Source organism: Streptomyces dengpaensis (genome assembly GCF_002946835.1).
Lineage (GTDB): Bacteria > Actinomycetota > Actinomycetes > Streptomycetales > Streptomycetaceae > Streptomyces > Streptomyces dengpaensis.
The window spans coordinates 2,419,957-2,431,983 of sequence record NZ_CP026652.1 but is presented as its reverse complement, the minus strand read 5'-3'; the positions used below and the strand labels follow the sequence as shown (position 1 = coordinate 2,431,983).

12 protein-coding genes are annotated in these 12,027 nt (G+C 70.4%); 9 read left to right on the top strand and 3 right to left on the bottom strand.

Going from position 1 to position 12,027, the window contains the following annotated elements:
- Positions 1–202 precede the first annotated feature (202 nt).
- From dxr to C4B68_RS10860, 6 genes are all read left to right on the top strand, one after another.
- Positions 203–1,459 (top strand): 1-deoxy-D-xylulose-5-phosphate reductoisomerase, encoded by a 1,257-nt coding sequence (gene dxr, locus C4B68_RS10885; protein WP_099502572.1) that lies wholly within the window; start codon positions 203–205, stop codon positions 1,457–1,459.
- 8 nt (positions 1,460–1,467) lie between these two features.
- Entirely contained in the window at positions 1,468–2,760 is a 1,293-nt protein-coding gene (locus C4B68_RS10880; RefSeq protein ID WP_180289287.1) for a M50 family metallopeptidase, read from the top strand.
- A 163-nt stretch (positions 2,761–2,923) separates the two neighbouring features.
- Positions 2,924–4,081 (top strand): flavodoxin-dependent (E)-4-hydroxy-3-methylbut-2-enyl-diphosphate synthase, encoded by a 1,158-nt coding sequence (ispG, locus tag C4B68_RS10875; protein WP_099502570.1) that lies wholly within the window; start codon positions 2,924–2,926, stop codon positions 4,079–4,081.
- Between the two features lie 237 nt (positions 4,082–4,318).
- Complete coding sequence (locus C4B68_RS10870) at positions 4,319–5,167, top strand: GNAT family N-acetyltransferase (RefSeq protein WP_167459068.1); 849 nt, start codon at positions 4,319–4,321, stop codon at positions 5,165–5,167.
- 63 nt (positions 5,168–5,230) lie between these two features.
- Positions 5,231–5,800, top strand: coding sequence for a GNAT family N-acetyltransferase (locus tag C4B68_RS10865; protein WP_099502569.1), 570 nt, complete (start codon positions 5,231–5,233; stop codon positions 5,798–5,800).
- A gap of 71 nt (positions 5,801–5,871) precedes the next feature.
- Positions 5,872–7,566, top strand: coding sequence for a proline--tRNA ligase (locus C4B68_RS10860; RefSeq protein WP_099502568.1), 1,695 nt, complete (start codon positions 5,872–5,874; stop codon positions 7,564–7,566).
- A gap of 128 nt (positions 7,567–7,694) precedes the next feature.
- Here C4B68_RS10860 and C4B68_RS10855 read toward each other — a convergent pair whose 3' ends face one another.
- The 3 genes from C4B68_RS10855 to C4B68_RS10845 are packed head-to-tail and all read right to left on the bottom strand — an operon-like array spanning position 7,695 to position 9,706.
- The gene (locus C4B68_RS10855) at positions 7,695–8,606 is read right to left on the bottom strand and encodes an aminoglycoside phosphotransferase family protein (protein WP_099502567.1); all 912 of its coding nucleotides are present in this window, start codon (positions 8,604–8,606) and stop codon (positions 7,695–7,697) included.
- Positions 8,607–8,633: 27 nt separating this feature from the next.
- The gene (locus tag C4B68_RS10850) at positions 8,634–9,125 is read right to left on the bottom strand and encodes a ferritin-like domain-containing protein (protein ID WP_099502566.1); all 492 of its coding nucleotides are present in this window, start codon (positions 9,123–9,125) and stop codon (positions 8,634–8,636) included.
- A complete protein-coding gene (locus C4B68_RS10845; RefSeq protein ID WP_099502565.1) occupies positions 9,122–9,706 on the bottom strand; it encodes a hypothetical protein in 585 nt (194 codons plus the stop codon). The genes C4B68_RS10850 and C4B68_RS10845 overlap by 4 nt, the downstream gene beginning before the upstream one ends.
- A gap of 320 nt (positions 9,707–10,026) precedes the next feature.
- Between C4B68_RS10845 and rimP the strand changes: the two genes are divergently transcribed.
- The 3 genes from rimP to C4B68_RS10830 all read left to right on the top strand — a co-directional run bounded on the left by rimP (position 10,027) and on the right by C4B68_RS10830 (position 11,923).
- Positions 10,027–10,542, top strand: coding sequence for a ribosome maturation factor RimP (rimP, locus tag C4B68_RS10840; protein WP_099502564.1), 516 nt, complete (start codon positions 10,027–10,029; stop codon positions 10,540–10,542).
- A gap of 2 nt (positions 10,543–10,544) precedes the next feature.
- Positions 10,545–11,531 carry a transcription termination factor NusA gene (gene nusA, locus C4B68_RS10835; RefSeq protein ID WP_099502563.1) on the top strand — a complete coding sequence of 329 codons (987 nt, stop codon included), beginning with the start codon at positions 10,545–10,547 and terminating at the stop codon, positions 11,529–11,531.
- Positions 11,532–11,644: 113 nt separating this feature from the next.
- The gene (locus C4B68_RS10830) at positions 11,645–11,923 is read left to right on the top strand and encodes a YlxR family protein (protein ID WP_099502562.1); all 279 of its coding nucleotides are present in this window, start codon (positions 11,645–11,647) and stop codon (positions 11,921–11,923) included.
- The last annotated feature ends 104 nt before the right edge of the window (positions 11,924–12,027 follow it).

Genomic DNA, 12,027 nt, shown 5'->3' with positions numbered 1-12,027 from the left:
GCTGAGTTTTTTTCGCCCCCTCCACCCCTACCCGTCCCGTACCTGGGGGCTACCGCCCCCAGACCCCCGCTATCGGCCTGAACGGCCTCGTCCTCAAACGCCGGACGGGCTGGGTGAGCCTGAACGGCCTTGTCCTCAAAGGCCGAGGCGAAAAGAGGGGCGCCCTGTCCTGTGGGGGACGCGTTGCGGCCACAATAGGGGGATGAGCGACAGTCCAGCCCCCCTCGCCGATCCGCATCTCGTCTTCGACCCCGTCGACGGAGTCCGGGATGTCGTGATCCTCGGCTCCACCGGCTCGATCGGCACCCAGGCCATCGACCTCGTGCTGCGCAACCCCGACCGGTTCCGGGTCACCGGACTCTCCGCCGCGGGCGGCAGGGTCGCCCTGCTCGCGGAGCAGGCCCACCGGCTGAGGGTGCGGACGGTCGCCGTCGCGCGCGAGGACGTCGTGCCGGCGCTGCGCGAGGCCCTCGCGGCGCAGTACGCCCCCGGAGAGCCCCTTCCCGAGATCCTGGCCGGCGCGCACGCCGCCACCCAGCTCGCCGCCTCCGACTGCCACACCGTGCTCAACGGCATCACCGGCTCCATCGGCCTCGCCCCGACCCTCGCCGCCCTGGAGGCGGGCCGCACCCTCGCGCTCGCCAACAAGGAGTCGCTCATCGTCGGCGGCCCGCTGGTCAAGGCGCTCGCCAAGCCGGGTCAGATCATCCCCGTCGACTCCGAGCACGCGGCCCTCTTCCAGGCCCTCGCCTCCGGCACCAGGGCGGACGTACGCAAGCTGGTCGTGACCGCCTCCGGGGGCCCGTTCCGTGGCCGTACGAAGGCGGAGCTGGCGGACGTCACCCCGGCCGACGCCCTCGCCCACCCCACCTGGGCCATGGGGCCGGTCATCACGATCAACTCCGCGACCCTGGTCAACAAGGGCCTGGAAGTCATCGAGGCGCACCTTCTCTACGACATTCCCTTCGATCGCATTGAGGTGGTCGTACACCCGCAGTCGTATGTCCACTCGATGGTGGAATTCACGGACGGATCGACGATCGCCCAGGCGACGCCCCCGGACATGCGGGGGCCGATCGCCATCGGGCTCGGCTGGCCCGAGCGCGTCCCGGACGCCGCGCCCGCCTTCGACTGGACCAAGGCGTCGAGCTGGGAGTTCTTCCCGCTCGACACCGACGCGTTCCCGTCGGTCGGGCTCGCCCGGCACGTCGGGGAGCTCGCGGGCACGGCCCCGGCGGTGTTCAATGCCGCCAACGAGGAGTGCGTGGACGCGTTCCTGAACGGCACACTGCCGTTCAACGGGATCATGGAGACCGTCACGAGGGTGGTCGAGGAACACGGCACGCCTCGTACGGGAACTTCCCTGACCGTCGCGGACGTCCTCGAAGCGGAGACCTGGGCGCGCGCCCGGGCCCGTGAACTGACGGCAGTGTCGACAACCGCGGAGGCTCGTGCATGACGACTTTGATGTTCATCCTCGGCATAGTCGTCTTCGCGATCGGCCTGCTCATCTCCATCGCCTGGCACGAGCTGGGACATCTGTCGACGGCCAAGCTCTTCGGGATTCGTGTGCCGCAGTACATGGTCGGCTTCGGCCCGACCATCTGGTCGCGGAAGAAGGGCGAGACCGAGTACGGCATCAAGGCGGTGCCGCTCGGCGGCTATATCCGCATGATCGGGATGTTCCCGCCGGGTCCCGACGGCCGGGTCGAGGCCCGTTCGACGTCTCCCTTCCGCGGCATGATCGAGGACGCCAGGTCGGCGGCCTTCGAGGAACTCAGGCCCGGCGACGAGACCCGCCTCTTCTACACGCGCAAGCCGTGGAAGCGCGTCATCGTGATGTTCGCGGGCCCCTTCATGAACCTCGTCCTGGCCGTCGCGATCTTCCTCGGCGTGATGATGACGTTCGGCATCCAGACCCAGACCACCACGGTCGGCAAGGTCTCGGACTGTGTCATCGAGCAGAGCGAGAACCGGTCGAAGTGCGAGAAGGGCGACCAGGCCGCGCCCGCCAAGGCCGCCGGGCTCCAGGGCGGCGACAAGATCGTCGCGTTCGACGGCAAGGCGGTCGCCGACTGGTCGACCCTGCAGTCCGACATCCGCGCCAACCCCGGCAAGGACGTCACGATCACCGTCGAGCGCAAGGGTGAGAAGGTCGATCTGACCGCCCACCTGATCAAGAACCAGGTCAGCAAGACCGACGGCGACGGCGGCTATGTCGAGGGCAAGTACGTGTACGCCGGGTTCCTCGGCTTCACGCCGGCCACCGGCATCGTCGAGCAGTCCTTCGGGCAGTCCGTGGACCGCATGGGCGACATGATGGAGAACGGCGTCGAGTCGCTGATCTCCCTGCCCGCCAAGATCCCCGCCCTGTGGGACGCGGCCTTCGGCGACGGACCGCGCGAGCCCGACTCCCCGATGGGCGTGGTCGGCGCGGCCCGCGTCGGCGGCGAGATCTTCACGCTCGACATCCCCGCCACCCAGCAGCTCGCCTTCTTCCTGATGCTGGTCGCCGGCTTCAACCTCTCCCTGTTCCTGTTCAACATGCTCCCGCTGCTCCCGCTCGACGGCGGGCACATCGCGGGCGCCCTGTGGGAGGCGCTGCGCCGGAACACGGCGAAGGTGCTGCGCCGCCCGGACCCGGGCCCGTTCGATGTCGCGAAGCTGATGCCGGTGGCGTACGTCGTCGCCGGGATCTTCGTCTGCTTCACGGTTCTGGTGCTCATCGCGGACCTCGTTAACCCGGTGAGAATCTCCTAGTCGCGCGGCGTTTGTGGCGGTCGGGCACCCTGTGTGCCCGGCCGCCTTCCATTGAGTGGGTTTAAGGGGCGTGATGTGCTCGGGCGTGCGCCCGTGCCGTAATCTCGAAGCCTGGAGCCCACGATTCCGGGACCTTGATCCATAACTTGGGGTTGCACAGCAGATGACTGCGATTTCTCTCGGCATGCCGTCCGTTCCGACCAAGCTGGCCGAGCGCCGGAAGAGCCGGCAGATCCAGGTCGGATCCGTGGCCGTGGGCGGCGACGCACCGGTGTCGGTGCAGTCGATGACGACGACGCGTACGTCGGACATCGGCGCCACGCTGCAGCAGATCGCCGAGCTGACCGCGTCCGGCTGCCAGATCGTGCGCGTCGCCTGCCCCACGCAGGACGACGCCGACGCCCTCGCGACCATCGCCCGCAAGTCCCAGATCCCCGTCATCGCGGACATCCACTTCCAGCCGAAGTACGTCTTCGCGGCGATCAAGGCCGGCTGCGCCGCGGTGCGTGTGAACCCCGGCAACATCAAGCAGTTCGACGACCAGGTCAAGGAGATCGCGCGGGCCGCCAAGGACACGGGCACCCCGATCCGGATCGGCGTCAACGCGGGCTCGCTCGACAAGCGCCTGCTCCAGAAGTACGGCAAGGCGACGCCGGAGGCGCTCGTCGAGTCGGCCCTCTGGGAGGCCTCGCTCTTCGAGGAGCACGACTTCCGGGACATCAAGATCTCGGTCAAGCACAACGACCCGGTGGTCATGGTCAACGCGTACCGGCAGCTGGCCGCCGCGTGCGACTACCCGCTGCACCTCGGCGTGACCGAGGCGGGCCCCGCCTTCCAGGGCACGATCAAGTCGGCGGTGGCTTTCGGAGCCCTCCTGTCGGAGGGCATCGGCGACACCATCCGCGTGTCCCTGTCGGCGCCGCCCGCCGAGGAGGTCAAGGTCGGCCTCCAGATCCTGGAGTCCCTCAACCTCAAGCAGCGCGGCCTGGAGATCGTCTCCTGCCCGTCCTGCGGCCGCGCCCAGGTCGACGTCTACAAGCTGGCCGAGGAAGTCACCGCCGGTCTGACCGGCATGGAGGTCCCGCTGCGCGTCGCCGTCATGGGCTGTGTGGTGAACGGCCCGGGCGAGGCCCGCGAGGCCGACCTCGGCGTCGCCTCCGGCAACGGCAAGGGGCAGATCTTCGTCAAGGGCGAGGTCATCAAGACCGTGCCCGAGTCGAAGATCGTCGAGACCCTCATCGAGGAGGCGATGAAGCTCGCCGAGCAGATGGAGGCCGACGGAATCGCCTCCGGCGAGCCTTCGGTGTCGGTGGCGGGCTGAGGGAAGGTTTCAGCCCGTCCGGCAGTTCTCAGCCCGACGGGCCATTCTCAGCCCGTCCGGCGTTTGAGGACGAGCGCGAAGCGCGATGAGGGGGGTCTGGGGGGCGGAGCTCCCCAGGTACGGGACGGGTAGGGGCGGAGGGGCGAAGAACCCCAAGCCCCAGCCAACGGGCGGCGCCGCACAACCCCGCCAGGTACAGTGCGGAGATCAGCAGACCATATGATGAGGCCCCCGCACGTGTTGACCCAGACCACCACCAGGGTCCTCGAACCGAGTGACCTGGACGCCGCACTCGCCGTCCTCGACAACGAGCCGGTCGCGAACGCTTTCGTCGCGTCCCGCGTCCAGATCGCGGGCCTCGACCCCTGGCGGCTCGGCGGCGAGATGTGGGGCTGGTACGAGGACGGCATGCTGCGGTCCCTGTGCTACGCGGGCGCCAACCTGGTTCCGATCTGCGCCACCCCCCGAGCCGTCCGTGCCTTCGCCGACCGGGCGAGACGGGCCGGCCGCCGCTGCTCCTCGATCGTCGGCCCCGCCGAGCCCACCGCCCAGCTGTGGCGGCTGCTCGAACCGAGCTGGGGCCCCGCCCGCGAGGTCCGCCCCCACCAGCCCCTGATGGTCACCGACCGGCTCCCCGCCGACATCACCCCGGATCCGTACGTCCGTCGCATCCGCAAGGACGAGATGGAGACGATCATGCCGGCGTGCGTGGCCATGTTCACCGAGGAGGTCGGCGTCTCGCCGCTCTCCGGTGACGGCGGCCTGCTCTACCAGGCACGCGTGGCCGAACTCGTCGGCTCCGGACGGTCGTTCGCCCGCCTCGACCAGAACGGCAAGGTCGTCTTCAAGGCCGAGATCGGCGCCGCGACCGCACTGGCCTGCCAGATCCAGGGCGTCTGGGTCGCGCCCGAATACCGCGGCCGGGGACTCGCCGCCCCGGGCATGGCGGCCGTCCTCCGCTTCGCCCTGGCGGACGTCGCCCCGGTCGTGAGCCTGTACGTGAACGACTACAACACGGCGGCGCGGGCGACGTACCGCCGCGTGGGCTTCCAGGAGGTCGGCGCCTTCATGAGCGTCCTGTTCTGACGCTCCAGGTCGGGCCTTACCGCACCTCACACGCCTCACTGATAGCCGGGTAGTCTCGCCGCCATGCTGCGCATCCCCGGTCAGGGCCCCCGCAACCCCGACGACGTGGTCATCGGCCCGCTGGATCTCGCCGCGCGCGTCGACGAGGCGCTCGCCGTGCAGGCCCTCGCCTTCGGGCTCGGCCCCGACGAGATCGCCGTACGACGTCAGATCGTGCTGCGCCACCTCACCCACCCGGGAGCCCGCGCGCTCGGCGCGACGACGCGCGGCGGACGGCTCGTCGGCTTCGTCTACGGCATGCCCAACGACCGTACGCACTGGTGGTCCACCGTTGTGGAGCCCTACCTCCGCGCCCAGGGGTACGACGACTGGCTCGACAACTCCTTCGTGATCACCGAGCTGCACGTCCACCCGCACTACCAGAACCGCGGCATCGGCCGCGCCCTGATCACCCGCATCACGGACACCGCAGCCGAACCCCGCTCGATCCTCTCCGCGATCGACACGGACAGCCCCGCCCGCGGCCTGTACCACTCCCTCGGCTACGAGGACCTCGCCCGCCAGGTCTTCTTCCCCAGCGCCCCCAAGCCGTACGCCGTGATGGGCGCCCATCTGCCGCTCCGCAGGCGTTAGCCGATTTCCACCGTCCCGTACCGCCCGGCTAACCTCCTGGCATCACCCTTGAGCAGCAGGAGTAAAGAATCATGGCCCAGGTCCAGCGCATGTCCCGGTTGATGGTCAAGACACTGCGCGACGACCCGGCGGACGCCGAGGTGCTCAGCCACAAGCTGCTGGTGCGCGCCGGCTATGTGCGCCGCACCGCCGCGGGCGTGTGGTCCTGGCTGCCGCTCGGCAAGAAGGTCCTGGCCAACGTCGAGCGGATCGTCCGCGAGGAGATGGACGCCATCGGCGCGCAGGAGGTCTCGCTGCCCGCTCTGCTGCCCAAGGAGCCCTACGAGGCGACCGGCCGCTGGGAGGAGTACGGCCCCGAGCTGTTCCGCCTGAACGACCGCAAGGGCGGTGACTACCTCCTCGGCCCGACCCACGAGGAGATCTTCACGCTCCTGGTCAAGGACCAGTGCACGTCCTACAAGGACCTGCCGGTGATCCTCTACCAGATCCAGAACAAGTACCGCGACGAGGCCCGCCCGCGCGCCGGCATCCTGCGCGGCCGCGAGTTCCTGATGAAGGACTCGTACTCCTTCGACCTGGAGGACGAGGGCCTCGCCCGGTCCTACGCCCTGCACCGTGCGGCGTACCAGAAGATCTTCGCGCGCCTCGGCCTGGACTACCGCATCTGCGCAGCCACCGCGGGCGCCATGGGCGGCTCCAAGTCCGAGGAGTTCCTCGCCCCGGCCGCCGCCGGCGAGGACACCTTCGCCGACTGCCCCAACTGCGACTACGCCGCCAACACCGAGGCGATCACGTACGCGCTGCAGCCGGTGGACGCCGACGGCGTGCCCGCCCTCGAAGAGATCCCGACCCCGGACACCCCGACGATCGAGACGCTCGCCGCGCACCTGAACGTCCCGGCCTCCGCCACCCTGAAGAACCTCCTCATCAAGGTGGACGGCGAGATCGTCGCGATCGGCGTCCCCGGCGACCGCGAGGTCGACATGGGCAAGGTCGAGGCGCACTTCGCCCCGGCCCCCGTCGAACTCGTCACCGCCGAGGACTTCGTGGGCCGCGACGACCTCGTACGCGGCTACGTCGGCCCGCAGGGCCTGGAGAAGGTCCGCTACCTCGCCGACCCGCGCGTCGCCCCCGGCACCTCCTGGATCACCGGCGCCAACAAGGAGGGCGTGCACGCGAAGAACGTCGTCGCGGGCCGTGACTTCGAGGTCGACGAGTACGTCGACTCCGTGGTCGTGCAGGAAGGCGACCCCTGCCCGAACTGCGGCACCGGCCTCAAGCTGGACCGCGCGATCGAGATCGGCCACATCTTCCAGCTCGGCCGCAAGTACGCCGACGCCCTCCAGCTCGACGTCCTCGGCCAGCAGGGCAAGCCGGTCCGCGTGACCATGGGCTCGTACGGCATCGGCGTCTCCCGCGCGGTCGCGGCCCTCGCCGAGCAGCACGCCGACGAGCAGGGCCTGTGCTGGCCGAAGGAGGTCGCCCCGGCCGATGTCCACGTGGTCGCCGCGGGCAAGGCCCTGCAGACGGAGCTGGCTCTCGACGTCTCCGACAAGCTGGCCGCGGCCGGCGTCCGCGTCCTGGTCGACGACCGCGCCGGCGTCTCCCCGGGCGTGAAGTTCACGGACGCCGAGCTCATCGGCGTACCGAAGATCCTGGTGGCGGGCCGCCGCTCCGCCGAGGGTGTCCTGGAGCTCAAGGACCGCCGCACCGGCGAGCGCGAGGAGCTGACGGTGGACGAGGCGATCGCCCGCCTGACCGCGTGACGGACGCCTCTCGGAGGCTTCTTCTGAGGTGCCTGGGTGCTGTTCCCCGGCCGTGGAACGTGACAGAGCGTGCTACGGCCGGGGACGGTCATGAACGTCAGGCAGCGAGCGATCGACCGACCGACCGGTCAGAGCCAGCCGGCGAACTCCAGCAGCAGCTCCGCGTCCTGCGGACGCCCGACCCGCCGCGCCCGCACCCCCGACTCGACCGCCCGGAACAGGGTCCAGCCCCGCAGCCGTTCCTGGTCCACGTCCAGGGACTCGGCGAGGCGCTTCACCCGCCGCCGTGTGATCGTCGATCCGGACGGAGACGCGATCAGGTCCTCGACCCGGTCGCGGACCAGCCGGGCCAGGTCGAAGGCACACTCGCCGACCACCGGGTCGGGGCCCACGGCCAGCCAGGGCATGCGGTCACCCGCGAGTACCTTGCTCTGCCGGAAGGTGCCGTGCAGCAGCCGTTCCTCGGGCGGTTCGGCGAGCAGTTCATCGCGGGCCGCGAGCGCCGCGTCCACCAGGGGCGCGACCTCCTCGTCGGTGCGCGCCGTCGCACGCATCGCCTCGGCCTGCCGCCCGGTCCGCTCGGCGACGGTCTCGAAGACATGGGCCGCCGGCGGCTCGATCCACAGCCGCCGCAGCGTCCCCGCCGCCTCCAGCAAGGCCTTCGCCTCGGGCAGCGATCGCACGCTCATCTCCGGATGCAGCCGCTCCAGCAGCAGTACGCCGTGGGTGTCGCCGGGGTTGAGGAGCCGGACCGCGCCGCGTCCGTCCCAGTGGGCGAGCGCGGCCCGCTCGCTCTCCGGACGGGCCCGCTCGGGCGCCAGCTTCAGCACGGCGGGCGTCCCGTCGACCAGCCGCACCAGGACGACGAGGCTGCTGCGCCCGCCGGGCGCCTGCACCCGCTCCACCGTCAACTCGCGTAGATCGACGGCCTGTTGGGCCAGCTCGGGCAGCTTGTCCAGCCACTCGCCGGTCCCGTCGGCGCCGTTGCGCTGGGTCTCGCCGAGTGCCCGTACGAGGCGCTGCGGCGGTTCGAAAGCCATGCGCGAGTTGTTCCCTTCCAGGTCGCGTTACGTCTGCGAGGGTGCCGACGCGGACGGGGTGGCCGCCCGCTCGGCGAGACCAGGGAAGGCTACGCTCTCGCCGCGCCAGCGCACCGCGCGCACCGCCGCCTCGCGCAGCGCCTCGGCGGCCCTGCGCCGCGCGTCCCCCGTGGAGGCGCGGACGAGGTCGGAATACACCCCGGCCACGCGTTCTTCCAGTTCGGCCGCGAACCGCACCGCCGTGTCGGGGTCCTTCACGGCGAAGGGCAGCGCATACGCCGCCGCGGAGGCGTCGGGCTTGCCGCCCAGGTCCCGCACGGCCCGCGTCAACTCGTCGCGCCGGGCGCGATGGGCGTCGTACGCCGCCCGCGCCGCGTCCCGCCGGGCCTCGCTGATCTTGCCGCCGACGACGCCGTATCCGTAGACGACGGCGTGCTCGGCCCCCAGCGCGGCCTGCAGCGCCTTCAGCTGGGCTTCCCTGGCGGCCTTGGTTTCCTTCGTTCTCTTGGTCTCGCTCACTTCGTCCCCTCCGTCAGCAGAAACGCGTGTGCGGCTCCGGCGGCCGCCACCGAGGCCAGCAGCCTGGCCAGCTCTCCCGGTACATCCAGCAGGGCCTTCGTGCGCTCGTCCGCGAGGGTGCGCTCGGCGGCGGCGAGGTCGCTGAGGGCGTCTTTCGGGTCGGTCGGTACGGCGGGGGAGGCGTCGGCGGCTGCGGATGCGGAGGCCGAGACCGATGCGGAGGCCGAGACCGAGGGGGACGTCGACGACCGGGGCGCCGACGACGGGGGCGTCGACGGGCGGCTCCCGGTGGTCCCGAAGGCCTCCGCGTGCCGTACGACCTCCGCCCGCAGGGGGCGCAGCCGCTCCGCCAGCGCGGGGTGCGCGGTGATCACGGCGGTGTACCGCGCGGCCAGCGTCTCGCTGTCGCGGGCCGCACGCGCGCGTGCTCGGTCCGCGGCCGAGGGGCTGCCGCCGTCCGTGGTGTCCTTGGACGACTCGGGGGCGGAGCAGCCCACGAGCACGAGGGCGCCCGCGGCCGAGGCGAGCAGGCGCCTTCGGCGCGGGCCCAACGGGGGGCGCGACGGCAGGGTGAACGGCACGACAGACGTCCTCGGAGGGCTCGTACGAAAGGGAGGGCGATCCGCCCGTGATCACGGTACCCGCGCCAGAGGCGATCACTCGCCAGCGCCTCTCCCGCATGGACGCCCAGGCTTGTTCTTCGCCCCCTCCGCCCCTACCCGTCCCGTATGCCGCCCCCAGACCCCCGCTGTCGCGCTGACGCGCTCGTCCTCAAACGCCGGACGGGCTGCCCCCCCATACGCCCCGCCCCGATGGACGGCAACACCCCCCGCGACCGGATACCCTTTGACCTGACACGCGACCAACCCACAACAGCACACGCGGCCGAGGAGTCACCCGGATGAGCACCACCCAGAGCGAGAGGCTGCGAGAACTGCTGGAACCGCTCGTGAGCTCCCAGGGCCTCGACTTCGAAGAGGTCGAAGTGGAATCCGTCGGCCGCAAGCGTGTACTGCGCGTCGTCGTCGACTCCGACACCGGGGCGGATCTGGACGCGATCGCCGATGTGAGCCGCGCGCTCTCGGCGAAGCTCGACGAGACGGACGCGATGGGCGAGGGCGAGTACACCCTCGAGGTCGGAACCCCCGGTGCCGAGCGTGAGCTCAAGGAGCACCGTCACTACGTACGCGCCACCGACCGCCTGGTGAAGTTCCAACTGGCGGAAGGCGGCGACCTGGTCGCCCGGATCATGAAGGTCGAGGACGACGGTCTCGACGTCGAAGTGCCCGGAGTGAAGGGACGCAAGGCCACCGCCCGGCGTCTCGCCTTCGAGGACATCGCCAAGGCGCGCGTCCAGGTCGAGTTCAGCCGTAAGAACAAGAACGAACAGCACGAAGAGAACGTGGAGGAGGCGTAGCCGTGGACATCGACATGAGTGCCCTGCGGGGCTTGGTACGGGAGAAGGAGATCTCCTTCGACCTGCTGGTCGAGGCGATCGAGGCGGCCCTCCTCATCGCCTACCACCGCACCGAGGGAAGCCGCCGCCACGCGCGCGTGGAGCTCAACCGGGAGACCGGCCATGTGACCGTGTGGGCGAAGGAGGACCCCGAGGACCTGGAGGAGGGGCAGGAGGCGCGCGAGTTCGACGACACCCCGTCCGGGTTCGGCCGGATCGCCGCGACCACCGCCAAGCAGGTCATCCTCCAGCGCCTGCGGGACGCGCAGGACGACGCGACCCTCGGCGAGTACGCCGGACGTGAGGGCGACATCGTCACGGGTGTGGTCCAGCAGGGCCGCGACCCCAAGAACGTCCTCGTCGACATCGGCAAGCTGGAGGCCATCCTGCCGGTGCAGGAGCAGGTCCCCGGCGAGAACTACGAGCACGGCCTGCGCCTGCGCTCATACGTCGTCCGAGTGGCGAAGGGCGTCCGCGGCCCGTCCGTGACGCTGTCCCGTACGCACCCCAATCTGGTGAAGAAGCTCTTCGCCCTGGAGGTGCCGGAGATCGCCGACGGATCCGTCGAGATCGCCGCCATCGCGCGCGAGGCCGGTCACCGTACGAAGATCGCCGTCCGGTCCACCCGGTCGGGGCTCAACGCCAAGGGCGCCTGCATCGGCCCCATGGGCGGCCGCGTGCGCAATGTCATGGCCGAGCTGAACGGCGAGAAGATCGACATCGTCGACTGGTCGGACGATCCGGCCGAGATGGTGGCGAACGCGCTCTCCCCGGCCCGTGTGTCCAAGGTAGAGGTCGTCGACCTCGCGGCCCGCTCCGCGCGCGTCACGGTCCCGGACTACCAGCTGTCGCTGGCGATCGGCAAGGAAGGGCAGAATGCCCGGCTTGCCGCCCGGCTCACGGGCTGGCGGATCGACATCCGTCCGGACACCGAGCAGCCCGCCGAGTAGGTCCGGGAATAGATCCAAGCCGCGGCTGGCTGTGATCACGACAGATCTGGCGCGGCAACTGTTCGATTCTTGCCCCAAAGGGGTGAGGTCGGCACGGGGAGGTAGACTTAGGAGTGTCTGGCCGGACGCGAGCCTGCGCATGCCCTGAACGCACCTGTGTGGGGTGCCGGGAGCGAGCGGCCAAGGCGGATCTGCTGCGGATCGTGGCGGTCGAGGGCGAATGCGTCCCCGATCATCGCGGTACGCTGCCCGGCCGGGGTGCGTATGTACACCCCGCCCTGGTCTGTCTCGACCTGGCGGTACGCCGCCGGGCGTTCCCACGGGCGCTGCGTGCCCCGGGAGCGCTCGACACAGCGGCGTTGCGCCTCTACGTCGAGCAGACAACCCCGTAAGACGTGTCGTGCGGAACCCCCGTGCGGCCCTGGTACCCCGCGAGTTGGAAGTAGGTCGAGATTGCGATGAGCACTCGATGAGCACGCGATGAGTACGCCCATGA

Bases quoted from the DNA above. Each gene is read 5' to 3' on its own strand.
- C4B68_RS10865 (WP_099502569.1), top strand. From the start codon at position 5,231: ATGCTGCGCATCCCCGGTCAGGGCCCCCGCAACCCCGACGACGTGGTC.
- dxr (WP_099502572.1), top strand. From the start codon at position 203: ATGAGCGACAGTCCAGCCCCCCTCGCCGATCCGCATCTCGTCTTCGAC.
- ispG (WP_099502570.1), top strand. From the start codon at position 2,924: ATGACTGCGATTTCTCTCGGCATGCCGTCCGTTCCGACCAAGCTGGCC.
- C4B68_RS10860 (WP_099502568.1), top strand. From the start codon at position 5,872: ATGGCCCAGGTCCAGCGCATGTCCCGGTTGATGGTCAAGACACTGCGC.
- C4B68_RS10880 (WP_180289287.1), top strand. From the start codon at position 1,468: ATGTTCATCCTCGGCATAGTCGTCTTCGCGATCGGCCTGCTCATCTCC.
- C4B68_RS10855 (WP_099502567.1), bottom strand. From the start codon at position 8,606: ATGGCTTTCGAACCGCCGCAGCGCCTCGTACGGGCACTCGGCGAGACC.
- rimP (WP_099502564.1), top strand. From the start codon at position 10,027: ATGAGCACCACCCAGAGCGAGAGGCTGCGAGAACTGCTGGAACCGCTC.